Consider the following 22,750-nt stretch of genomic DNA (forward strand, 5'->3'; position numbering starts at 1 on the left):
TCGACTTGCATGTGTTAGGCCTGCCGCCAGCGTTCAATCTGAGCCATGATCAAACTCTTCAATTTAAGTTTGATGCTCATGAATTAAACTTCGTAATGAATTACGTATGTTCACTCATAAGACTTGGCATTCATTTTTCGTCCGGGGACGTTAAGAATCCATGTCACTTTGAGTGCCCACACAGATTGTCTGATAAATTGTTAAAGAGCAGTTGCGACGCGCTTTAGCGCTCTGTCGCGAGGTCCCGTATAATACGTTTTCCTCATTCAGAGTCAAGCGTTTATTTTGCTTTTCTCCGTCGGCTTTGGCGGCTGATATTCAACGCTGGAGCCTTCTGACCCGGCGGCGTGTTGGCCGTTGTTCCGTGTCAGTGGAGGCGCATTATAGGGAGTTCTCCGACGTTGACAAGCCCTGTTTGCAAAAAACTTTTCAACCGCTCAGTTTGCCATCATCACGGTGATTTTATCCGCTATTTGCTACTCATTTGTGCGATCTCTCGCGCAAAATTAGCGACCTGCTGCCAGTCGGTATAGACCACTTCTTTACTGGTATCCGTTTCACCGCCGGTCATCTTCATAATCAGGCGGATCATTAGGCGGTCGTACCAGCTATAGCGCGGATAGCGCAGCGCACCGGCAAACACCGCGCTACGCTGCGGCTGCCACGGTGAACCGAGCAGGAACTTGCGCGTATAGCTATTGGTTTGCGGAGTACGCTTCTCAGGTTTACGCGCCACGAGGTTAACCGAAAAAAACGCACCGGGCAGCGCGTTCAGCGACTGCAGGTGCTTCTTCACGAAGCGGTCAACCGCAGGATGGAAGTGGCCATAGCGAATGGATGCCCCAATCACCACGCGATCGTAGTCGTGCCATGCAACCGCATGGGCGCGGTTAAGGTTGAGGGTGTCCGCATCGACGCCCAGCTCTTTCAGCTCGGATGCCAGAAAGGAGGCAATTTCACGAGTCTGCCCATCACGGGTGGAAAATAGAATCAACGTTTTCACAAATACTCCAGCTATTCACGCCAGAAAGTGGGAGTAAACAGCACCAACAGGGTGAACACTTCCAGACGACCAAATAGCATATTAGCAATCAGGATCCATTTTGCGACCGGATTCATCGTCGCAAAGTTATCCGCCACGACGCCCAGGCCCGGCCCCAGGTTGTTTAAGGTTGCGACGACCGAAGCAAATGCGGAGAAGTCATCGACGCCGGTAGCAATAATCGCCAGCATACTAATGATAAACACCAGCGCATAGGCGGAGAAGAATCCCCATACGGCTTCGAGGATGCGTTCCGGCAGCGCGCGGTTGCCCAGCTTAATGCTGTACACCGCATTCGGGTGTACCAGGCGTTTCAGCTCGCGGTTCCCCTGCTTAAAGAGCAGCAGGATACGAATAACCTTCAGACCACCGCCCGTCGAACCGGCACAGCCGCCGATAAATGCCGAGCACAGCAGCAGCACCGGAAGGAACAGCGGCCAGCGCGCAATGCTATCGGTGGTGAAGCCCGCCGTCGTGGCCATTGAGACAACCTGGAAGAAGGCCTGGTTCAAGGTGGTTAACGCGGAGCTATAGACATCATGCAGCCACAGCACCAGCGTGCAAATCACCACCAGCGTCAGCTGTACGCCAATAAACATGCGGAATTCGGGGTCACGCCAGTACACCTTGAGGCTTCGTCCGCTGAGTAATGAAAAGTGCAGGCCGTAGTTACAGCCGGAGATCAGCAGGAAGACCGCAATAATCGAGTTAATCGTCGGACTATTAAAGTAGCCGACGCTGGCGTCATGCGTGGAGAAGCCGCCAATAGCGATGGTCGAAAAGCTGTGACCGATGGCGTCAAACGCCGGCATCCCGGCAAACCACAGCGCCAGCGCGCAGGCGACGGTCAGCAGAACGTAGATGAGCCACAGCGTTTTTGCCGTTTCGGCAATTCGCGGGCGCATTTTGTTATCCTTCAGCGGCCCGGGCATCTCCGCCCGGTACAGCTGCATCCCACCGACGCCGAGTATCGGCAGGATCGCGACCGCCAGCACAATGATCCCCATCCCGCCAAACCACTGCAGCATCTGGCGATAGAAAAGGATGGCATGAGGCAGCGAGTCGAGGCCAACCAGCGTGGTTGCGCCCGTGGTGGTGAGGCCAGAGAAGGATTCAAAAAACGCATCGGTTACCGTCAGGTTTGGCTGCTCTGCGAAGATAAACGGCAGCGCACCGACGCTGCCCAGCACGGTCCAGAAGAGGACGACGATCAGGAAGCCCTCGCGGGATTTCAGCTCACCCTTTTCACGGCGGTTCGGCCACCATAATAGAGAGCCAATAGCTAAAGCGGCGAAAAAGGTCTGGGTAAACGCCCGCCCGGCACCATCACGGTATATCAGGGCCACTAATCCCGGGAGGATCATGGTCCCTGAAAATAAAATGACCAGCAGTCCAACGATTCGGGTAATCGCGCGAAAATGCATCTCTGGCGCTTCCTTTGATATGCAAAAAATCAGGTGGGGATTATTCGTCAATCTTCAGTAATTGCAACGAGCCACGGCTAAAATCAGCCAGTTTTGCTGAAAATGACGCCACTTCAGCTTGAGGAAGCGCAACATGCAGCTGGACGAACGCCTGATATTCGCTTTCGACAATGTGCCCTGCGAACTGGGTCAACAGCGCCTCAACACCGGCTAATTGCCCGTATTCACACTGCAAAGTATATGCGGTCAGCGGCGTCTTGCGCTGCGTTGTCAGCTGAGCAAGCGCCTGGTGTACGCCACCGCCATAGGCCTTCACCAGACCACCGGTACCCAGCAGAATACCGCCGTAGTAACGCACTACGACGGCGGTTATCTCACCAACGCCGCTGCCCATAAGCTGTGCCAGCATCGGTTTACCTGCCGTTCCCGCCGGTTCACCATCGTCGGAGAAACCCAGCTGCTGTGAATCATTCGGCGGCCCGGCCACCCACGCCACGCAGTGGTGGCGAGCGTCCGGGTGATCCGCTCTTACTGATTCAACAAACGCCTTTGCCGCCATTACGCCATCGGTATGCGCCAGTAGCGTAATAAACCGGCTCTTCTTAATCTCTTCGACAAAGCTCACCGGCGCGGCCGGTATCAACCAGCTGTCCATCAGGCCAGTTTCAGGTCACGCGTCATATTTTCGACACTGCTTTCATGGATAACGACGTTATCTTCGATACGAATGCCGCCAAACGGTTTCAGCGCTTCAATTTTCTGCCAGTCGAAGTGCTTGCTGAACTGCCCTTCGCGCCACGGCGCCAGCAGGGATTCAATAAAGTAGATACCCGGCTCGATGGTCAGCACCATACGCGGCTGGATGACGCGCGTGCAGCGCAGGTACGGATATTTAGACGGCGCCGCCAGATGAGTACCGGAATCATCCTGCATAAAGCCGGCGACATCATGCACCTGCAGGCCCAGCGGGTGGCCGATGCCGTGAGGCATAAACGGCCCGGTCAGGTCGTTTTCGACCATCGCCTCTTCGCTCATGTTGGTGACGATCTGATGCTTACGCAGCAGCTTAGCAATGCGCTGATGGAACTGGACGTGGTAATCCACGTAGCTGGTGCCGACTTTCAGCGTGCTAATCAGCGCCAGCTGCTCGTCATTAACGTCCTTAATCAGCTGGGCAAAGTCGCTATCGCCATGCGCGGCCCAGGTGCGCGTGAGATCCGCCGCATAGCCGTTATATTCCGCACCGGCATCAAGCAGGAAGCTGCGCGCTTCCGCCGGCGCACGGTGATCCAGTTTGGTGTAGTGCAGCACGGAGGCGTGCTCATTGATCGCCACGATGTTGCTGTACGGTACGTCGGTATCGCGGTGACCGGTCGCGGTCAGATAGGCCTGGTTGATATCGAACTCGCTCATCCCGGACAGGAAGGCTTCATGCGCCGCCCGATGACCGTTGATCGCTGATTTCTGCGCTTCGCGCATGCAGGCCAGCTCGTAATCCGTTTTATAGGAGCGGTAGTAGTGCAGATAGTCGATAACCCCTTTCGGGTTGATTTTATCCGCGGCGATCTCTAACCCCAGCGCGCGCTCAGGGACCGGGCCGATATAGCCGATATTGCCGCGCGCCGCCGGGAGCTGACTACCGATACCATCCGCCTTCGGCAGCGCAATCACGTCCACCTCTTCGGTCCAGAAGGAAGTCGGCAGCGGCTCAACGTTATGCCAGTAATCAACCGGCAGGTAGAACCACAGCTTCGGCTTATTGACGCCATCCACCAGCAGCCAGCAGTTAGGAACCTGCGTGACGGGCACCCACGCTTTAAACTGCGGATTGACCTTGAACGGGTACGGATGATCGTCAAGAAAAACGTTAACCAGCTCACCGGAGTGAATCAGTAAGGCATCGAGCTTAAAGCGAGATAAAACATCACGGGTACGTTCTTGTAGGGTAGCAATATGGTTTTTATAGAGCGCGGCTAGTGATTCCATCTATTTATCCTTTGATTTTATTAGATCGTGACTCTCCGCATCTTAGCACATCGGCTTCCGGCAGGGCGATTTCCGCCGGGTGTGATCCGACCAGCATTTATTTAAAGACTTGTTTGCAATTCTTTAACATAAATCCCACACTCCGTTTCATCTGGTACGACCAGATCATATTGCTGGATTCAGGAGACTGACATGCTCTACAAAGGCGACAACCTGTACCTCGACTGGCTGGAAGATGGCATTGCCGAACTGGTGTTCGATGCCCCCGGCTCGGTGAACAAGCTCGATACCGCAACCGTAGCCAGCCTCGGCCATGCGCTGGACGTGCTCGAAAAGCAAACAGATCTTAAAGGGCTGCTGCTGCGCTCTGAAAAAGCGGCCTTTATCGTCGGTGCCGACATAACCGAATTTCTCTCCCTGTTCCTGGTCCCGCAGGAGCAGCTGAGCCAATGGCTGCATTTTGCCAACAGCGTTTTCAACCGCCTCGAAGATTTACCGGTGCCCACCGTTTCAGCGGTCAACGGCTATGCGCTGGGCGGCGGCTGCGAGTGCGTGCTGGCAACGGACTATCGCCTGGCCACGCCGGACCTGCGCATCGGCCTGCCGGAAACTAAGCTGGGCATCATGCCGGGCTTCGGCGGTTCAGTGCGTATGCCGCGTCTGCTCGGTGCCGATAGCGCACTGGAAATTATCGCCGCCGGCAAAGACGTCGGTGCGGATCAGGCGCTGAAAATCGGCCTCGTCGACGGCATCGTCAAGCCGGAGAAACTGCGCGACGGCGCGCTCAGCATTTTACGCCAGGCCATTAGCGGCGATCTCGACTGGCAGGCGAAGCGCCAGCCGAAGCTGGAGCCGCTGAAGCTCAGCAAAATCGAAGCGGCCATGAGCTTCACTATTGCGAAAGGCATGGTTGCCCAGACCGCCGGTAAACACTATCCGGCGCCGATGACCGCCGTCAAAACCATCGAAGCTGCCGCGCGACTCGGCCGCGATGAGGCGCTGAAGCTGGAGAATCAAAGCTTCGTCCCGCTGGCGCACACCAAAGAGGCCCGCGCGCTGGTCGGCATCTTCCTCAACGATCAGTACGTCAAAGGCAAAGCGAAGAAGCTCACCAAAGACGTTGAAACCCCGAAACAGGCCGCCGTGCTGGGCGCGGGGATTATGGGCGGCGGTATCGCCTATCAGTCTGCCTGGAAAGGCGTGCCGGTCATCATGAAGGATATTAACGACAAATCGCTGACGCTCGGCATGAATGAAGCCGCCAAGCTGCTTAACAAACAGCTTGAGCGCGGCAAGATTGACGGCCTGAAGCTGGCTGGCGTCATCGGCACCATTCAGCCAACGCTGGACTACTCCGGCTTTGAGCGCGTGGACGTGGTCGTGGAAGCCGTTGTCGAAAACCCGAAAGTGAAAAAAGCGGTGCTGGCTGAGACCGAAGGCAAAGTGCGCCCGGATACGGTGCTGGCCTCCAACACCTCAACGATCCCGATCGGCGAACTGGCAAGCGTGCTGCAGCGTCCGGAGAACTTCTGCGGCATGCACTTCTTTAACCCGGTGCACCGCATGCCGCTGGTTGAAGTGATTCGCGGTGAAAAAACCTCGGACGAGACGATTGCCAAAGTGGTGGCCTGGGCCAGCAAGATGGGCAAAACGCCGATCGTGGTTAACGACTGCCCCGGCTTCTTCGTCAACCGCGTGCTGTTCCCCTACTTCGCCGGCTTCAGCCAGCTGCTGCGCGATGGCGCGGACTTCCGCAAGGTCGATAAGGTCATGGAGAAGCTGTTCGGCTGGCCGATGGGCCCGGCGTACCTGCTCGACGTGGTCGGCATCGATACCGCTCATCACGCGCAGGCGGTGATGGCCGCCGGCTTCCCGCAGCGCATGCAGAAAGATTATCGCGACGCGATTGACGCCCTGTTCGACGCGACCCGCTTCGGCCAGAAAAACGGCCTTGGCTTCTGGCGCTATACCCAGGACAGCAAAGGCAAACCGAAGAAAGAAGAGGACGCGGCCGTTGAAGGCCTGCTGGCGGACGTAAGCCAGCCGAAGCGCGACTTCAGCGATGAAGAAATTATCGCCCGCATGATGATCCCCATGGTCAACGAAGTGGTGCGTTGCCTGGAAGAAGGCATTATCGCCAGCCCGGCGGAAGCGGATATGGCGCTGGTTTATGGCCTCGGCTTCCCTCCATTCCACGGCGGAGCCTTCCGCTGGCTGGATACGCTGGGCAGCGCAAAATATCTCGATATGGCGCAGCAGTACCAGCACCTCGGCCCGCTGTATGAGGTGCCAGAAGGTCTGCGCAGCAAAGCGCGCCATAACGAACCCTATTACCCCCCGGTTGAGCCTGCCCGCCCGGTAGGCGAGCTGAAAACGGCTTAAGGAGTCACAATGGAACAGGTTGTCATTGTCGATGCAATTCGTACCCCGATGGGCCGTTCAAAAGGCGGCGCGTTTCGCCACGTGCGTGCGGAAGACCTCTCCGCGCACCTGATGCGTAGCCTGCTATCGCGTAATCCGGCGCTCGACGCCACCACGATTGACGATATCTACTGGGGCTGCGTACAGCAAACGCTGGAGCAGGGTTTCAACATCGCACGTAACGCGGCGCTGCTGGCGGAGATCCCGCACTCGGTGCCCGCGACGACGGTTAACCGCCTGTGCGGTTCATCGATGCAGGCGCTGCACGATGCGGCGCGCATGATCATGACCGGCGACGCGAGCGTATGCCTGATTGGTGGCGTGGAGCATATGGGCCACGTCCCGATGAGCCACGGCGTCGATTTCCACCCGGGCCTTAGCCGTAACGTCGCCAAAGCGGCCGGCATGATGGGCCTGACGGCAGAGATGCTGGCGCGTCTTCACGGCATCAGCCGCGAAATGCAGGACCAGTTTGCCGCACGCTCCCACGCTCGCGCATGGGCTGCGACGCAATCCGGCGCCTTTAAAAATGAGATTGTTGCCACGGGCGGTCACGACGCCGACGGGGTACTGAAATCATTTAACTATGATGAAGTTATTCGCCCGGAAACCACCGTAGAGGCGCTGGCCGCGCTGCGCCCCGCCTTTGACCCGGTCACCGGCACCGTCACCGCAGGCACCTCTTCCGCCCTCTCCGACGGCGCTGCCGCCATGCTGCTGATGAGCGAGAGCCGCGCCCGGGAGCTGGGGCTGAAACCCCGCGCCCGCGTACGCTCAATGGCCGTTGTTGGCTGCGATCCGTCCATCATGGGCTACGGCCCGGTTCCGGCCTCAAAGCTGGCGCTGAAAAAGGCCGGACTGAGCGCCAGCGATATCGACGTTTTTGAAATGAACGAAGCGTTTGCCGCGCAGATCCTGCCGTGCATAAAAGATCTGGGCCTGATGGAGCAGATCGACGAAAAGATCAACCTTAACGGCGGTGCGATCGCCCTGGGCCACCCGCTGGGCTGCTCCGGCGCGCGTATCAGTACCACGTTAATTAATCAGATGGAGCGCAAAGACGCGCAGTTTGGGCTGGCCACCATGTGCATTGGTTTAGGTCAGGGGATTGCGACGGTATTTGAGCGGATTTGATCAAAGAGTTAATCCCTGAATAATTCCTGCGGCATCGCGGCGGCAACCAGGTAAATCCCCGGCAGCATAGATAACTATGTGACCGGGGTGAACGAAGGCAGCCAGCAAAGAGGCAGCGTGAATTATGACGGGAGGGGGGTTTAGTTGCCGTTCTTCCCGCCTGTCAGGGGCGGGTTTTTTATTTCTGCAATCCACCATCAGCCGCCCCTTCCCGCAAGAACGGGGCGCCGATAATCAGATAAACGCGAAGGCGTCACCAAACAGGCGATCTTCACGGGCATGGCGTTCATTACAGAACAGGTCGCGGGCAATTTTAGCCATTTCGAAGCGACCGGCAATGTAGATATCATGCTCCGCCAGGGTGCCGTAATCCTGCAGCACCGCGGTCAGCACGGTTCCGGAACGTCCGCGCCACTCCTCTTCCGGCTGTTCAACAACCGGCTCAATGCGCAGGCCAGGATGCTCAATGCTCAGCGCTTCCAGCTCAGACAGATCGTAGAGGTGCTTCGCCTCGCGGCCGCCCCAGTAGATGGCAATATCGCGATTCGGATTGCGGGCCAGAGCCGTTAACAAAATGGAACGCACGTATGAAAAACCGGTTCCCCCGGCAATGAGAATGAGCGGACGATCCTCATCTTCACGCAGCCAGGCTTCGCCATGCGGGATATCAACCTCGATCTCACGCTCTTTCAGGATGCGATCCATGACCGCCATCGCATACAGGTTTAGCTCAGAAGCGCCGATATGCAGTTCAATAAACTCCTGTTCCGCTGGCGTAGAGGCCATAGAGAACGGACGCTTATCGCGCTCATCCATTACCACCATCAAATACTGGCCAGCGCGGAAAGAGAAAGCCGCTTCTGGCACTAATCGAACGCGATACACGGTATCGGTAATCGCCTCCACCGAGGTCACTTTACAGCTTAAGGTTGTCATGCGTCCCCTCTGTCGGGTCTATAGAGCAAAACAGCGGCGTTAGCCCCGCTTACTGTTATTTAAAGATAGCCAGCTCGTCCCAGATGGCGTCGACGCGCGCCGTCACCTCAGGATCTTTTTTGATTGGGCGGCCCCATTCTCGCTGAGTCTCGCCTGGCCATTTGTTTGTGGCATCCAGCCCCATTTTTGAACCCAGGCCGGAAACCGGCGAGGCAAAATCCAGATAATCAATTGGCGTATTTTCTACCAGTACCGTATCACGAGCCGGGTCCATCCGGGTAGTAATCGCCCAGATCACATCGTTCCAGTCGCGCGCGTTAACGTCATCATCGCAGACAATAACGAATTTGGTGTACATAAACTGGCGCAGGAAGGACCATACGCCCATCATCACGCGTTTAGCATGTCCGGCGTACTGTTTCTTCATCGTGACTACCGCCAGGCGGTAAGAGCATCCTTCCGGCGGCAGGTAGAAATCGACAATTTCCGGGAACTGCTTTTGCAGAATCGGCACAAAGACTTCGTTTAGCGCCACGCCTAATACGGCAGGCTCATCGGGCGGCCTTCCGGTGTAGGTCGAATGGTAAATGGCATCTTCGCGTCGGGTGATATGGGTCACCGTAAACACCGGGAAGCTGTCCACTTCGTTGTAATAGCCGGTATGATCGCCATACGGCCCTTCCGGCGCCATTTCACCCGGTTCAATATATCCTTCCAGCACAATTTCAGCACTGGCGGGTACTTCCAGATCGTTAGAAATACACTTCACGACTTCCGTTTTCGTTCCGCGCAGCAGGCCGGCAAAAGCGTACTCTGAAAGGGTATCGGGAACCGGCGTTACTGCCGCAAGAATGGTCGCCGGGTCGGCGCCGAGCGCCACGGAGACCGGGAAACGCTCTCCCGGATGCGCCGCACACCACTCCTGGAAATCCAGCGCGCCGCCGCGATGGGATAGCCAGCGCATAATCAGCTTATTTTTGCCAATCAGCTGCTGGCGATAGATACCCAGGTTCTGCCGTTCCTTATGCGGGCCGCGGGTGACCGTCAGCCCCCACGTAATCAGCGGCGCGGCATCATCCGGCCAGCAGGTCATAATCGGGATCTGCGTCAGGTCGACGCTCTCGCCTTCGATAATTTTCTGCTGACAGGGAGCGCCGCGCAGGCGCTTAGTCGGCATGTTCAGTACCTGCTTGAACTGCGGCAGCTTATCGAAGAGATCGCGAAAGCCTTTTGGCGGCTCAGGTTCTTTGAGGAAAGCTAACAGCTTGCCCACTTCCCGCAGCGAGCTAACGTCTTCCTGCCCCATGCCCATCGCCACGCGCTTAGGCGTGCCAAACAGATTACACAGCACCGGCATGGTGTAACCTTTAGGATTTTCGAATAGCAGAGCCGGGCCGCCGGCACGTAAAGTGCGATCGGCAATTTCGGTGATTTCCAGATGAGGATCGACCGGCAGGGATATCCTTTTCAGTTCCCCCTGCTGCTCCAGTAATGTCAGAAAGTCGCGTAGATCGTGGTATTTCATGGAGTTGTTATTGACCTCTATACAGGCGGCTGATTATACGGTGTTCGCCGGTGCCATGCTGTACTTTTGTTAAATTAGCGTGAAAGAATATAGAATTTTAGTTTTCACTTATAATGGCTTTCGCGATCGCTCCAGGCTTTTGTTATGCTTGCTACTAATCGAGTGGAAAGAGTTATTATGCAAGCCTGGTATTTACTGTATTGCAAGCGTGGGCAGCTTCAGCGCGCCCAGGAACATCTCGAACGGCAGGCGGTCAATTGCCTGATGCCGACGATCGCACTGGAAAAAATCGTCCGCGGTAAACGCACTACGGTCAGCGAACCCCTGTTCCCTAACTATCTGTTTATCGAATTCGATCCGGAAGTTATCCATACCACGACCATTAGCGCTACGCGCGGCGTGAACAGCTTTGTTCGTTTTGGCGCCCAGCCGGCTACCGTACCGTCGGCGGTTATCCATCAGCTCTCTATCTATAAACCGGAAGGCATTACGGATCCGGAAACGCCGCATGGCGGCGATAGCGTGCTGATTACCGACGGCGCGTTCGAAGGCCTGCAGGCGATCTTCAGCGAGCCGGATGGCGAAACGCGCTCTATGCTGCTGCTAAACCTGCTTAACAAACAGGTGCTGCAGAGCGTCAAAAATACCGACTTCCATAAAATCTGACGGCGCGGCTAAAAGCGAACGCCAAAGAGCGTTCTGGCGTTGGCGTCCGTCACCGCCTCCAGCCGCTGAGCCTCCTCCCCGCGCCAGCCCGCAACGCGCGTCAGGATGTGCGGCAGGTGCACGGGCTCGTTGCGCCGGGAATTGGGTTTAGGGCTCAGGTCTCGCGGCAGTAGATAGGGCGCATCGGTCTCAATCAGCAGGCGATCGGCCGGAATTTCAGTCAGCAGATTGCGCAGCTCAAGGCCGCGACGCTCGTCGCATACCCAGCCGGTGATCCCGATATACAAACCTCTCTCCAGACACTCGCGTACTTCATCACGGCTGCCGGTAAAGCAGTGCAGCACGGCTCCGGGCAGCTTATCCAGCCACGGCGAGAGCAGCGTCAGAAAGCGCTCGTGGGCGTCGCGGCAGTGCAAAAATACCGGCAGCGAAAGCTCGGCCGCCAGCGCCAGCTGGGCGCTAAACGCCGCTTCCTGCTCCGCAGGAGTCGAAAAGTTACGGTTGAAATCGAGGCCGCATTCACCGATTGCCACCACTTCAGGCCTGCGCGCCAGCTCGCCGATCGCCACCGCGACCGACTCCGTCCAGCTGCTGCTGTCATGCGGGTGCACGCCTGCGGTTGACCAGCAGCGGGAATAGCGCCGCGCCATCTGCTGCGCCTGTTCACTTTCATGGAGATTGGTGCCGGTCAGCAGCATGCCGGTCACGCCGGCCGCCTGAGCGCGGGCAACGACCTCATCACGATCGCGAGAAAACTGTGAACTGGTCAGATTTACGCCAATATCAAACATCGCCCCTCCCATATGACAACCGCCCTGACGGGCGGTTAGCTACTCTTCTTTACTGCCCGCCTCTTCGGCAGCGGCATCTTCATCGCGCGTCAGGCGTTTTCCGGTGTAGAAGCGGGCGAAGAAGACCCCAACTTCAAACAGGCAGTACATCGGAATCGCCAGCAGCGTTTGCGAGAATACGTCCGGCGGCGTCAGCAGCATACCCACAACGAAGGCGCCGACCAGCACATAGGGCCGTTTCTTACGCAGATCGTCCGGCGTGGTGACGCCCATCCAGCACAGCAGGACGATGGCTACCGGCACCTCAAACGAGACGCCAAAAGCGATAAATAGCGCCATGACGAAGTCGAGATAGCTGCGGATATCGGTGGAGACCTGCACGCCTTCCGGCGCCGCGTGCGTCAGGAAGCCAAACGCCAGCGGGAACACCACAAAGTAGGCGAAGGCCATACCGATGTAGAACAGCAGCGTGCTGGAGACCAGCAGCGGCATCACCAGCCGGCGTTCATGCTTATACAGGGCCGGCGCCACAAACGCCCAGACCTGATAAAGAATGACCGGCACCGACAAAATGATCGAGACCATAAATGTCAGCTTGATCGGCGTGAAGAAAGGAGAGGCTACGTCCGTGGCGATCATCGTCGCGCCAACCGGCATCTGCCGGATAAGCGGGGCCGAAACCAGCTGATAGATGTCGTTGGCAAAGTAAACCAACGCCAGAAAAATCACCAGAATCGCGAGAATGCTGTTGATCAGACGCTTACGCAGCTCAATCAGATGCGAAATTAGCGGTTGAGTATCGTCTACGCCCATTTTTACGGTTTATCACTCGATGCGGGGGAGGAATCGGTAGCTTTTACGGCAGCCTTTTCTTTGGCTTCAGGAAGCTCGGTCGACGGCGTCAGCGGCTCATCGACGGCGCTGGCTGGCGCATGAACCGGCGCGCTGGCCTGGCGTTCAGCCGTCGCCGGCGTGACGTCCTGCCGCTGTTCTTCGCTGCCTTTCACCACCGGGTTATGGATAGTGTTCGCTTCGTCGCTGGCTTTCTCAGGATCGTGCGCGGAATAGGAGCGTTTCATGGATTCGGCGGCTTCACGCAGCTCGTCCATTGAGGCCTTCAGCTCAGGCGTCAGGTTATCCAGGCTCGCCTTTTCGACTTTCTTCAGGCTCTCCTGAAACTCCTGCAGTTTTAGTTCCTGAGTGATCTCATTTTGCACGGTGGCCGCCAGCGACCGCAGCGTGCGGATCCAGCTAGCCACCGTTTTTACCGCTACGGGCAGTCGCTGTGGCCCCAGTACGATAAGGCCAATCACAAACACCAGCAGTAGTTCACTAAAACCGATATCGAACACGAATTACACCTGCTCTTTGTCGTGGCGTTTTGTCTCGTCTTTTTTCGCATCATCCTGCTTGTCAGCGATAGATTTCGCCGCGAAATCCGCGTCCGGAGTCCCGTTTTCAGGTTTTTCATCATCACTCATAGCCTTTTTAAAGCCCTTGATTGATGCGCCTAAATCCGATCCCAGCGAGCTCAGCTTTTTTGTCCCAAAAAGCAGAACGACGATGACGACAACAATTAATAACTGCCAGATACTGATACCACCCATACACATTCCCCTATGACAGATGATGAATTAATGGGACGCATTATACACGTCATCCCGCGGGCCGCCTCTTCGTCAGGCTGCTCGCATGACTTCGCGCAACAACGAATGCGCCGTGATGGAGGCCATACCGCTTAGCGCGTTTTCCGCCAGCCAATCAGCCAGGTCACAACGCCACCGGCCATTAGCCAGCCGGGCATCAGGCCCCACTCCGGCCGGTGGATAAATAACAGCGTACCGCTGAGTAATAAAACGGCGCCTATACCAAACAGATAACGGGACTGTCCCTGGTGAGCGTGCCGCACCTGGATGTCGCGGACAATCGTATCAACGCTGTGCTGCAGCTGTTTGCTCTGCTGCAGGCTTTGGTACACCAGCTCCGGTATCTCCGGCATTCTTTCAATCCAGAACGGCGCTTTTTCTTTAAACGCGCGTACCAGCGCCGGAATGCCGACCTGATCTTTAATCCACGACTCAAGGAAAGGCTTCGCCGTTTTCCACAAGTCTAACTGAGGATAGAGCTGGCGGCCTACCCCTTCTACGTAAAGTAATGTCTTCTGTAGCAATACCAGCTGCGGCTGCACTTCCATATTGAAGCGCCGGGCGGTATTGAACAGGTTCAGCAGTACGTGCCCAAAGGAGATTTCAGCCAGCGGCTTTTCGAAGATAGGTTCGCAGACGGTGCGGATGGCAAACTCGAACTCTTCAACGTTTGTATCCGCAGGCACCCAGCCGGAATCGACGTGCAGCTCGGCAACTTTGCGATAGTCACGGTTGAAGAAGGCGATGAAGTTTTCCGCCAGATAGCGCTTATCTTCTTTATTCAGCGAGCCCACGATGCCGCAGTCAATGCCGATATATTTCGGGTTCTCCGGATGCTCGTAGCTGACAAAAATATTGCCCGGATGCATGTCGGCGTGGAAAAAGCTGTCGCGGAATACCTGGGTGAAAAAGACCTGCACGCCCCGCTCTGCAAGCAGCTGCATGTTGGTACCCTGAGCTTCCAGCGCCTCGACATCGGAAACCGGGATGCCGTAAATCCGCTCCATCACCATCATGCCTTCGCTACAGTAATCGGAGTAAACCTCCGGAACGTAGAGCATCGGGCTATCTTCAAAATTGCGCCGCAGCTGGATGGCGTTTGCCGATTCGCGCAGCAGGTTGAGCTCGTCGAGCAGGGTCTTTTCATACTCGCGCACCACTTCCTGCGGGCGCAGGCGGCGGCCGTCGGGCAGCAGGCGAGGCACCCAGCGCGCCAGGCGATAGATAAGCTTCATATCCGCTTTGATAACCGGCACGATGTCCGGGCGGATAACCTTAATCACAATCTCTTTGCCGTTCTCTTTCAGGCGCGCGGTATGCACCTGAGCAATCGAGGCGGAGGCCAGCGGCTCAATCGAGAAATCATCAAACCAGGCATCAACCGGAAGACCGCCCATCGCCAGCTCGATCTGCTTTTTAGCCAGCTGGCCATCAAACGGCGCCACGCGATCCTGCAGGAGCGCGAGCTGATCGGCTATTTGCGGAGGAAAGAGATCGCGACGGGTTGACAGCATCTGGCCAAATTTGATCCACACGGGGCCCAGCTCCTGCAGCGCAAGGCGTAAGCGTTCGCCGAGAGGTTTGTCTTTGTGACGATTTGGCATCCAGAACAGCGTACGCCGCCAGATACGCAGCGGCAGCGTGATACGCATTTTGGGGATCAGCTCATCGAGCCCGTAGCTCAAAAAGGTGCGGATAATAAGATACAGGCGCCGTAATTCTCCTGGCGTCATTTGCCCTCCAGCGTTTCCAGCCGTTTTTCAAGCGCAGCCAGGGCGCGTTCCGCGGCGGCGGTCTCTTCCCCAAACCAGGCCATTTCCAGCGGGCCCGGCGCCAGACGCCACTCTTCGGTGAGCGCCTCAGCGACATACCGCTGCTGGCGCTGCGCGCCGTGCAGCAGGAATCGAGCGCCGGTGCGGAATACTTTGCTGACGCCCTCGGCGACAATATCGCCGGTATACGGGGCCAGCAGCTCAGCGGGATCAAACTCCGCCAGATCGCACAGCGTCACCATATTCTGCACCACCTGCAGATCGCCCTGCACCTGCAGGTCACCGCTGCGGATAAGCGCGGTAAGCTGCTGACGATTGCGCAGCTGCGGCAGGACGCTCAGGCGGGTGATGACGGTACAGTCGGCTTCGCCTTCCCACGCGCCGAGCACATCGACCTGGCGCTCGCTAAAGGCCAGAACCACCGGCGTCGACAGCTCCTGCAGCTCCACGCGCAGCACTTTCCCTGACAGACGCTGACGCGCCGGTTTTAAGGCTTTATCACGCCAGAGAAAGGTATTCAGAACCGCCTCAATACCCGCGGTTACCAGTGGTTTGAAAGGCATAGCGTCCCCCCTGTCAGAACTTATAACCGCGGTGTAACGCCACGATACCTGCCGTCAGGTTGTAGTAGTCGACGCTTTCAAAGCCCGCATCCTGCATCATGCCCTTCAGGGTGTCCTGATCGGGGTGCATGCGAATAGATTCCGCCAGATAGCGATAGCTTTCGCCGTCGCTGGCTACCAGTTCGCCCACGCGCGGCAGGATATGGAAGGAGTAGGCGTCGTACGCTTTGCTCAGCGGTTCAATAATCGGTTTTGAAAACTCCAGCACCAGCAGGCGTCCGCCCGGCTTCAGCACCCGGTACATGGAGCGCAGCGCTTTTTCTTTATCGGTGACGTTGCGCAGGCCGAATGAAATCGTGATGCAGTCAAAGGTGTTATCGGCAAACGGCAGCGCTTCGGCATTGGCCTGAACGTACTCAACGTTGCCGACGATGCCGACGTTGCGCAGCTTTTCGCGGCCCATTTTCAGCATTGAATCGTTAATATCGGCCAGCATCACGCGGCCAGATTCACCGACCAGGCGGGAGAATTTTGCCGTCAGGTCGCCGGTGCCGCCGGCCAGATCCAGCACGGTCTGCCCGCGACGCACGCCGCTGCAATCGATGGTGAAACGCTTCCACAAACGATGAATACCGAACGACATCAAATCGTTCATCACATCATATTTCGCGGCCACAGAATGGAATACATGCGCAACCATGTCCGCCTTCTGCTCTTTGGCAACCGTCTGAAAGCCAAAGTGCGTCGTTTCTTGTGAATCCTCAACCATCTCAATGCCTGCTTGCTTATCAAGAAAATGTTCGCCGAGTGTAACAGATTTAGCGCATTTCCCATACGGTTCAACGCGGCTGAGAACCCTCGCCCGACAGCGATGCGGCGGAAGGTTCGGATGAAAAACCGTTACTTTCCGATGGGTTATCATCATCATCCAGCCGGTATTCATCGTCCTGGGCGGTTGCCTGTTCGACTAAGTCCGGATTAATCCCGCGCTTAACCTCCACCCCGAGGCCGCGAAAGGCTTCAGCCTGCACCAGCAGGTTGCCGCGACCGGAGGCCAGCTTTTTCATCGCCTGGCGGTAATTATCCTGCGCTTTGTCGAGGCTCTGGCCTATTGCGGACATGTCATCGACAAACAGCCGCATCTTGTCGTACAGGCGGCCCGCGCGTTCGGCAATTTTCTGCGCATTGCGGCTCTGATGCTCATAGCGCCAGAGGTTGGCTATCGTGCGTAACGCAACCAGCAGCGTGGTGGGGCTGACCAGCATAATATTGTGCTGCAGCGCTTCGCTGATAAGCTCTGGCTGGCGGTCTATCGCCAGCAGAAATGCGGGCTCAACGGGGATAAACATCAGGACGTAGTCGAGCGATCGCAGCCCCGGCAGCTGCTGATAGTCTTTCCTGCCAAGCAGGCGGATATGGCTGCGCACCGAGGCAATATGCTCCTGCAGCGCCGCCTCGCGGGCGTAGTCATCTTCGGCGTTGAAGTAGCGCTCATAGGCCACCAGGGTCATTTTGGCATCAATGACCACGTCTTTTCCCTGCGGCAAACGGACGATCACGTCCGGCTGCATCCGCGAGCGGTTTTCCGTTTCAATGCTGACCTGAGTCTGGTACTCGTAGCCTTCCCGCAGCCCGGAAGCCTCCAGCACGCGGGTTAAAACCACTTCTCCCCAGTTGCCCTGGGTTTTGTTATCGCCCTTAAGCGCGCGGGTCAGGTTGAGGGCCTCCTGCGCCATTCGGGTATTGAGCTGCTGTAAATTGCGGATTTCATGGGCCAGGGTGTGGCGCTCTCGCGCCTCCTGGCCGAAGCTGTCCTGTACCTGGCGACGAAAACCGTCCAGCTGTTCACGCAGCGGCGTCAGCAGGCCGTGCAGGCTTTGTCGGTTCTGCTCATCAACCCGCCGGTTGCTGTGCTCGAAAATGCGGTTCGCCAGATTTTCAAACTGCTCGCTGAGGCGCTGCTCGCTGTTCATCATCTGGCGAACTTTCTCTTCCGCATGTAGCCGGGTAGATTCAAGGCGGGTGGTGACTTCACGGAGGTCGGCCTCCAGCGAACTATTGATATCGCGCAGGCTGCGCAGCTCATTATTCAGCAGCTCGCACTCATCGCGCCAGTGGGCCGCCTGCACCACCTGCTGGCGGGCCGAGCTGAGCTCAATATCCAGCTCGCGCCGCTCTTCGATGAGGTCGGCACGCGTCCGATCGGCAGCGGCCTTCGTCGCCAGCCAGCCGACGACCAGCCCTACGACCAGCGCCGCGATGGCACTTATAATCATTGAGATATCCACAACGCCCCCTGCTACTGCAACCGCCTACGGCACAAAAATAGAATTGTGCTGTACAAACGTCCAGTTTAAAAGGAATTTCCTGCGAGGCGCAGCGCAAAAAAGAGAGGCCGGGCGAGCCGGCCTTCGCGATAAGGGGAGGAACTACAGCAGACGGCGGGCCGCTTCAACGACAATTTTCACCGCATGGCTTTCGGTTTGCTTCATGGTTTCGGCGTTAGGAATTTCCTGCTGGGTACGGTTAACGATAACCCCGGCAACCATCCCGGCGCGCAGGCCCTGGCTGGAGCACATGGTCAGCAGCGTGGCGGATTCCATTTCGTAGTTCATGACGCCCATCGCCTGCCACTCTGCCATCGAGCCTTTAAAACGGCTCACCACGCGACCGGAAACGGTGTCATAGCGCTCCTGGCCCGGATAGAAGGTATCGGAAGAGGCGGTTACGCCGATATGGGTCGTTGCGCCGATTGATTTAGCCGCTTCCACCAGCGCGGTGGTGCAGGCAAAGTCAGCGACGGCCGGATATTCCATTGGCGCAAAGTGCAGGCTCGCGCCGTCGAGGCGCACGGATGCCGTAGTCACCAGCACGTCGCCAACGTTGATATTCGGCTGGATGGCGCCAGTGGTGCCGATACGCAGGAAGGTATTGATTCCCAGCTGAGCCAGTTCTTCAACGGCAATCGACGTCGACGGGCCGCCGATACCGGTAGAGCAGACGATCACCGGCTTGCCGTCAAGCTCGGCGCGCCAGGAGGTAAATTCGCGGTGCGATGCCAGCTTGACCGGCTTATCCATCAGCGCGGCGATCTTTTCCACACGCTCCGGATCGCCAGGGACGATAGCCAGCGTAGCCCCTTGTAAATCGTTTTTGGTGAGGCCGAGATGAAAAACATCAGACTTAGACATAAAAGACTCCTCTGTGGGTCGAATTATCAGCAGAAGCAAAACGGTACTTTACAGAAGCCATCCGCTTAATTTTGTGACACCAATCACCATGAATGAAAATCATTGCAACAATATTCCATTAAATAGTGAGTTACGTCACATTAACAAGTTATATTCACCGTGTCTGAACAAAAGATAGCCTGTTTCGGGCACTGTGATTCGTTAACGTCCGGTCTTAAGAGTCTATAGTTATCGATGCGCTAATAAATTAAGGGTACGGAGAATACCATGACCACAACCAAGCAACCCGGCTTTGCACCTGCAGCCACCCCGCACGCTTCTACCGCCGTTTATACGTCGGAAGAGAGCATTACCGCTGGAGAAACCTCGATCCCTTCTCAGGGAGAGAATATGCCGGCGTACCATGCCCGGCCTAAAAATAGCGATGGCCCGCTTCCGGTGGTGATCGTGGTGCAGGAAATTTTCGGCGTCCATGAGCATATCCGCGACGTCTGCCGTCGCCTGGCGCTGGAAGGCTATCTGGCGATCGCTCCAGAGCTGTACTTTCGCCAGGGCGATCCCAACGAGTACACCGATATCCCGACGCTATTCCAGGAGCTGGTCAGCAAAGTCCCGGACTCGCAGGTGCTGGCAGACCTTGACCACGTCGCCAGCTGGGCGGGTCGTCACGGGGGCGATGCTCATCGCCTGCTGATCACCGGCTTCTGCTGGGGTGGACGTATTACCTGGCTCTATGCCGCGCACAACCCGCAGCTGAAGGCCGCCGTCGCCTGGTACGGCAAGCTGGTCGGGCAGAAAACGCTAAACTCCGCGAAGCATCCGGTGGACGTCGCCGTCGATCTTAACGCGCCGGTGCTGGGACTCTACGGCGCGAAGGATGACAGCATCCCGCAGGATACGGTTGAAACCATGCGCCAGGCGCTGCGCGCCGCCAACGCGACGGCGGAGATCGTGGTCTATCCGCAGGCCGGCCACGCGTTTAATGCCGACTATCGCGCCAGCTACCATGAGGAGTCGGCGCGGGACGGCTGGCAGCGCATGCTGGCGTGGTTTGCCCAGTATGGCGGGGGAAAGAAGGCTTAAATTTGCGCTCCCGATGAATATAAAAGAGGAGGCATTCGCCTCCTCTTTTTATTACCGCACGATCGATTTCTACGTTACCTGTTACTGCGTTACCGCTGATTTTACCGCGGCGGCTCTTTATGCGGATTCACGCAGGTTCTGCGCGGCTTTCACCATGTTCGCCAGCGCCGCACGGGTTTCCGGCCAGCCGCGAGTTTTTAGTCCGCAGTCCGGGTTAACCCACAGACGCTCCGCCGGGATGCGCTGAGCGGCTTTCTCCAGCAGGGCTTCAATCCACTCCACGCTCGGGACGTTAGGCGAGTGGATGTCATACACGCCCGGCCCGATTTCGTTCGGATATTCGAACTCCTCGAACGACTCCAGCAGCTCCATGTCGGAACGCGAGGTCTCAATGGTAATCACGTCCGCATCCAGCGCCGCGATAGAATCCATGATGTCGTTGAACTCGCAGTAACACATATGGGTATGGATCTGGGTATCATCCCGAGCCACGGCGGCGTTGATGCGGAAGGCCTCCACGCCCCACTGCAGGTAGGCATCCCAGTCGCTCCGCTTGAGGGGCAGGCCTTCGCGCAGCGCCGGTTCATCAATCTGGATGATGCCGATACCGGCCGCTTCCAGATCCGCCACTTCGTCACGCAGCGCCAGCGCAATCTGCTTCGCGATGGTTTCGCGGCTGACGTCTTCGCGGGGGAACGACCAGCACAGAATCGTCACCGGACCGGTCAGCATGCCTTTCACCGGCTTGTCGGTAAGAGACTGCGCGTATTTCGCCCACTCAACGGTGATGGCTTCCGGGCGGCTGACGTCGCCGATCACCACCGGCGGCTTGACGCAGCGCGAACCGTAGCTCTGAACCCAGCCGTTTTGCGTAAAGATAAAGCCGTCGAGGTGCTCACCGAAATACTCCACCATGTCGTTACGCTCGGCTTCGCCGTGCACCAGCACGTCGAGGCCTAAACGCTCCTGTTCAACGATTGCCTGCTTAATATGCTCCGCGATGCCGGTACGGTAGTTGTTCGCGTCGAGATTGCCTTTCTTGAAGTCCAGGCGCAGGCCGCGAATTTCGGTGGTCTGCGGGAAAGAGCCGATGGTCGTGGTCGGCCACGCCGGCAGGTTAAAGCGGCTGCGCTGGGCCCGGGCACGCTCTGCGTACGGGCTGTTGCGCTGGCTGTCCCGGGCGGTAATGGCCGCCAGGCGTTTTTCCACCGCGGCGTTGTGTACGCGGGTTGAGTGACGGCGGGCCTGAATCGGCGCGCTCCACTCCTCAATGGCGGCGGTATCGCCGCTGTTCAGCGCATCGCGCAGCAGCGCCAGCTCGGTGCATTTTTGCAGGGCGAAGGCAAACCAGCTTTTCACCTCCGCATCCAGGCGGGTTTCCACGCTCAGGTCGATCGGGCTGTGCAGCAGGGAGCAGGAGGAGGCGACCCACAGCTGACGTTTGCCGACGATCTCTTTAATTTGCGCATATTTCTCGGTCAGATCTGCGCGCCAGACGTTACGACCGTTGACCAGGCCCGCGGAGAGCAGCCAGCCTGACGGCAGGCGCGCATGCAGCCCGGCAACATCATCTTTACCGTGAACCAGGTCAACGTGCAGACCCTGTACCGGCAGCGCGACGATGGTATCGAGGTTGGCGCTAACCCCTTCAAAATAGGTGGTCAGCAGCAGCTTAACCTGGCCCTGCAGCGCGTCGTATGCCGGCCTGAAGGCATCCAGCCACGCCTGCGGCAGCTCCAGCACCAGCGCCGGCTCATCAATCTGCACCCACTCAACGCCGCGTTTTGCCAGCTCAGCCAGCACCTGCTGATAGACCGGCAGAATGTCATTCAGCAGCTCCAGGCGATCGAACTGCTCGCCTTTCACTTTACCCAGCCACAGATAAGTCACCGGGCCAAGCAGCACGGGCTTCACCTTATGGCCCAGCGCCAGCGCTTCGTCAACTTCGTCCAGCAGCTGGGTCCAGGTCAGTTTGAACGCCTGACCTTTCACAAACTCCGGCACCATGTAGTGATAGTTGGTGTTAAACCATTTGGTCATTTCCGCCGCTGCCGCCGGTTCACCGCTCGGCGCACGGCCGCGGCCAATGCGGAACAGAGTATCGATATCGACGGAGCCGTCTTTGTTCTGATGACGAGCCGGCACGTTGCCCAGAAGCAGGCTGGTGGTCAGAACATGGTCGTACCAGGCGAAATCGCCCACCGGCAGCAGATCGATACCCGCCTGCTTTTGCTGATCCCAGTGGCGAGCGCGCAGCTCACGGCCCACTGCCAGCAGCTCTTCACGGGTTGTGTTACCCGCCCAGTAGCTCTCTTGCGCTTTTTTCAGCTCGCGGCGAAGACCAACGCGAGGGAAACCGAGGGTGTGATTAATAATTGTCATTTTTTGAGCCTCATGATGTGCAAATCCTAAGGATTTTAAATTCAGAGAAGGCGGCAAGTTTACTCATCCCCGGGAGCTTACATAAGTAAGTGACCGGGGTGGGGAAACGTAGCCAACGCGCTATTAATTTAAAAGACGACGGATTTTTTAGACGTCCAGATGTTTACACATCCATAATTGGCGGTTAC

The 22,750-nt window shown here is 57.4% G+C and carries 20 protein-coding genes and 1 rRNA gene; 4 read left to right on the forward strand and 17 right to left on the reverse strand.

The features are described from left to right. From PFH44_RS05635 to pepQ, 5 genes are all read right to left on the reverse strand, one after another. Nucleotides 1-65 (reverse strand): 16S ribosomal RNA (locus PFH44_RS05635); the annotation flags it as partial. A 404-nt stretch (nucleotides 66-469) separates the two neighbouring features. After that, nucleotides 470-1,003, reverse strand: a complete 534-nt coding sequence (gene hemG, locus PFH44_RS05640) for a menaquinone-dependent protoporphyrinogen IX dehydrogenase (RefSeq protein WP_283824540.1) — start codon at nucleotides 1,001-1,003, stop codon at nucleotides 470-472. Between the two features lie 11 nt (nucleotides 1,004-1,014). Next, nucleotides 1,015-2,466 carry a Trk system potassium transporter TrkH gene (trkH, locus tag PFH44_RS05645; RefSeq protein WP_045853579.1) on the reverse strand — a complete coding sequence of 484 codons (1,452 nt, stop codon included), beginning with the start codon at nucleotides 2,464-2,466 and terminating at the stop codon, nucleotides 1,015-1,017. 40 nt (nucleotides 2,467-2,506) lie between these two features. Further along, entirely contained in the window at nucleotides 2,507-3,121 is a 615-nt protein-coding gene (locus PFH44_RS05650; RefSeq protein ID WP_045853580.1) for an IMPACT family protein, read from the reverse strand. Then, nucleotides 3,121-4,452 carry a Xaa-Pro dipeptidase gene (pepQ, locus tag PFH44_RS05655; RefSeq protein WP_045853581.1) on the reverse strand — a complete coding sequence of 444 codons (1,332 nt, stop codon included), beginning with the start codon at nucleotides 4,450-4,452 and terminating at the stop codon, nucleotides 3,121-3,123. Before pepQ ends, PFH44_RS05650 begins: the two co-directional genes overlap by 1 nt. A gap of 192 nt (nucleotides 4,453-4,644) precedes the next feature. Between pepQ and fadB the strand changes: the two genes are divergently transcribed. Beyond that, the gene (fadB, locus tag PFH44_RS05660; RefSeq protein WP_283824541.1) at nucleotides 4,645-6,834 is read left to right on the forward strand and encodes a fatty acid oxidation complex subunit alpha FadB; all 2,190 of its coding nucleotides are present in this window, start codon (nucleotides 4,645-4,647) and stop codon (nucleotides 6,832-6,834) included. A 9-nt stretch (nucleotides 6,835-6,843) separates the two neighbouring features. After that, nucleotides 6,844-8,007 (forward strand): acetyl-CoA C-acyltransferase FadA, encoded by a 1,164-nt coding sequence (fadA, locus tag PFH44_RS05665; protein WP_283824542.1) that lies wholly within the window; start codon nucleotides 6,844-6,846, stop codon nucleotides 8,005-8,007. Nucleotides 8,008-8,241: 234 nt separating this feature from the next. Here the strand turns inward: fadA and fre are convergent, their stop codons facing one another. Beyond that, a complete protein-coding gene (fre, locus tag PFH44_RS05670) occupies nucleotides 8,242-8,943 on the reverse strand; it encodes an NAD(P)H-flavin reductase (protein WP_045853584.1) in 702 nt (233 codons plus the stop codon). Nucleotides 8,944-8,998: 55 nt separating this feature from the next. Further along, nucleotides 8,999-10,468 carry a 4-hydroxy-3-polyprenylbenzoate decarboxylase gene (ubiD, locus tag PFH44_RS05675; protein ID WP_041143525.1) on the reverse strand — a complete coding sequence of 490 codons (1,470 nt, stop codon included), beginning with the start codon at nucleotides 10,466-10,468 and terminating at the stop codon, nucleotides 8,999-9,001. 177 nt (nucleotides 10,469-10,645) lie between these two features. Between ubiD and rfaH the strand changes: the two genes are divergently transcribed. Beyond that, the gene (gene rfaH / locus PFH44_RS05680) at nucleotides 10,646-11,134 is read left to right on the forward strand and encodes a transcription/translation regulatory transformer protein RfaH (protein ID WP_041143524.1); all 489 of its coding nucleotides are present in this window, start codon (nucleotides 10,646-10,648) and stop codon (nucleotides 11,132-11,134) included. A gap of 8 nt (nucleotides 11,135-11,142) precedes the next feature. Here the strand turns inward: rfaH and tatD are convergent, their stop codons facing one another. The 9 genes from tatD to udp form a co-directional block, all read right to left on the reverse strand. Next, complete coding sequence (gene tatD, locus PFH44_RS05685; protein WP_161795630.1) at nucleotides 11,143-11,937, reverse strand: 3'-5' ssDNA/RNA exonuclease TatD; 795 nt, start codon at nucleotides 11,935-11,937, stop codon at nucleotides 11,143-11,145. A 27-nt stretch (nucleotides 11,938-11,964) separates the two neighbouring features. Then, the gene (tatC, locus tag PFH44_RS05690; protein WP_045853586.1) at nucleotides 11,965-12,738 is read right to left on the reverse strand and encodes a Sec-independent protein translocase subunit TatC; all 774 of its coding nucleotides are present in this window, start codon (nucleotides 12,736-12,738) and stop codon (nucleotides 11,965-11,967) included. A 2-nt stretch (nucleotides 12,739-12,740) separates the two neighbouring features. Next, nucleotides 12,741-13,277, reverse strand: coding sequence for a Sec-independent protein translocase protein TatB (gene tatB / locus PFH44_RS05695; RefSeq protein WP_045853587.1), 537 nt, complete (start codon nucleotides 13,275-13,277; stop codon nucleotides 12,741-12,743). 3 nt (nucleotides 13,278-13,280) lie between these two features. Then, complete coding sequence (tatA, locus tag PFH44_RS05700) at nucleotides 13,281-13,532, reverse strand: Sec-independent protein translocase subunit TatA (RefSeq protein ID WP_041143520.1); 252 nt, start codon at nucleotides 13,530-13,532, stop codon at nucleotides 13,281-13,283. A gap of 131 nt (nucleotides 13,533-13,663) precedes the next feature. After that, a complete protein-coding gene (ubiB, locus tag PFH44_RS05705) occupies nucleotides 13,664-15,304 on the reverse strand; it encodes a ubiquinone biosynthesis regulatory protein kinase UbiB (protein WP_283824543.1) in 1,641 nt (546 codons plus the stop codon). Then, nucleotides 15,301-15,906: a ubiquinone biosynthesis protein UbiJ gene (gene ubiJ / locus PFH44_RS05710; RefSeq protein ID WP_283824544.1), complete on the reverse strand. Its 606-nt coding sequence runs from the start codon at nucleotides 15,904-15,906 to the stop codon at nucleotides 15,301-15,303. Before ubiJ ends, ubiB begins: the two co-directional genes overlap by 4 nt. 13 nt (nucleotides 15,907-15,919) lie before the next feature. Beyond that, nucleotides 15,920-16,675 (reverse strand): bifunctional demethylmenaquinone methyltransferase/2-methoxy-6-polyprenyl-1,4-benzoquinol methylase UbiE, encoded by a 756-nt coding sequence (gene ubiE / locus PFH44_RS05715; RefSeq protein ID WP_041143517.1) that lies wholly within the window; start codon nucleotides 16,673-16,675, stop codon nucleotides 15,920-15,922. A gap of 70 nt (nucleotides 16,676-16,745) precedes the next feature. After that, entirely contained in the window at nucleotides 16,746-18,194 is a 1,449-nt protein-coding gene (gene rmuC, locus PFH44_RS05720; protein WP_283824545.1) for a DNA recombination protein RmuC, read from the reverse strand. 141 nt (nucleotides 18,195-18,335) lie between these two features. Continuing rightward, nucleotides 18,336-19,097 (reverse strand): uridine phosphorylase, encoded by a 762-nt coding sequence (gene udp, locus PFH44_RS05725; RefSeq protein ID WP_041143515.1) that lies wholly within the window; start codon nucleotides 19,095-19,097, stop codon nucleotides 18,336-18,338. Between the two features lie 267 nt (nucleotides 19,098-19,364). On the opposite strand from udp, the gene PFH44_RS05730 reads away from it, so the two are divergent. Further along, nucleotides 19,365-20,180 (forward strand): dienelactone hydrolase family protein, encoded by an 816-nt coding sequence (locus PFH44_RS05730; RefSeq protein WP_283824546.1) that lies wholly within the window; start codon nucleotides 19,365-19,367, stop codon nucleotides 20,178-20,180. A gap of 117 nt (nucleotides 20,181-20,297) precedes the next feature. On the opposite strand, the gene metE is transcribed toward PFH44_RS05730, so the two are convergent. Then, nucleotides 20,298-22,562 carry a 5-methyltetrahydropteroyltriglutamate--homocysteine S-methyltransferase gene (gene metE / locus PFH44_RS05735; protein WP_283824547.1) on the reverse strand — a complete coding sequence of 755 codons (2,265 nt, stop codon included), beginning with the start codon at nucleotides 22,560-22,562 and terminating at the stop codon, nucleotides 20,298-20,300. Between the last annotated feature and the right edge of the window lie 188 nt (nucleotides 22,563-22,750).

It is taken from the genome of Klebsiella sp. Ech2A, assembly GCF_030078455.1.
Taxonomy (GTDB): domain Bacteria; phylum Pseudomonadota; class Gammaproteobacteria; order Enterobacterales; family Enterobacteriaceae; genus Klebsiella; species Klebsiella terrigena.

Coding starts and splice junctions, on each gene's coding strand:
- trkH (WP_045853579.1), bottom strand. CDS start 2,466: ATGCATTTTCGCGCGATTACCCGAATCGTTGGACTGCTGGTCATTTTA.
- PFH44_RS05650 (WP_045853580.1), bottom strand. CDS start 3,121: ATGGACAGCTGGTTGATACCGGCCGCGCCGGTGAGCTTTGTCGAAGAG.
- pepQ (WP_045853581.1), bottom strand. CDS start 4,452: ATGGAATCACTAGCCGCGCTCTATAAAAACCATATTGCTACCCTACAA.
- fadB (WP_283824541.1), top strand. CDS start 4,645: ATGCTCTACAAAGGCGACAACCTGTACCTCGACTGGCTGGAAGATGGC.
- fadA (WP_283824542.1), top strand. CDS start 6,844: ATGGAACAGGTTGTCATTGTCGATGCAATTCGTACCCCGATGGGCCGT.
- fre (WP_045853584.1), bottom strand. CDS start 8,943: ATGACAACCTTAAGCTGTAAAGTGACCTCGGTGGAGGCGATTACCGAT.
- ubiD (WP_041143525.1), bottom strand. CDS start 10,468: ATGAAATACCACGATCTACGCGACTTTCTGACATTACTGGAGCAGCAG.
- rfaH (WP_041143524.1), top strand. CDS start 10,646: ATGCAAGCCTGGTATTTACTGTATTGCAAGCGTGGGCAGCTTCAGCGC.
- tatD (WP_161795630.1), bottom strand. CDS start 11,937: ATGGGAGGGGCGATGTTTGATATTGGCGTAAATCTGACCAGTTCACAG.
- tatC (WP_045853586.1), bottom strand. CDS start 12,738: ATGGGCGTAGACGATACTCAACCGCTAATTTCGCATCTGATTGAGCTG.
- tatA (WP_041143520.1), bottom strand. CDS start 13,532: ATGGGTGGTATCAGTATCTGGCAGTTATTAATTGTTGTCGTCATCGTC.
- ubiB (WP_283824543.1), bottom strand. CDS start 15,304: ATGACGCCAGGAGAATTACGGCGCCTGTATCTTATTATCCGCACCTTT.
- ubiJ (WP_283824544.1), bottom strand. CDS start 15,906: ATGCCTTTCAAACCACTGGTAACCGCGGGTATTGAGGCGGTTCTGAAT.
- ubiE (WP_041143517.1), bottom strand. CDS start 16,675: ATGGTTGAGGATTCACAAGAAACGACGCACTTTGGCTTTCAGACGGTT.
- udp (WP_041143515.1), bottom strand. CDS start 19,097: ATGTCTAAGTCTGATGTTTTTCATCTCGGCCTCACCAAAAACGATTTA.
- PFH44_RS05730 (WP_283824546.1), top strand. CDS start 19,365: ATGACCACAACCAAGCAACCCGGCTTTGCACCTGCAGCCACCCCGCAC.
- metE (WP_283824547.1), bottom strand. CDS start 22,562: ATGACAATTATTAATCACACCCTCGGTTTCCCTCGCGTTGGTCTTCGC.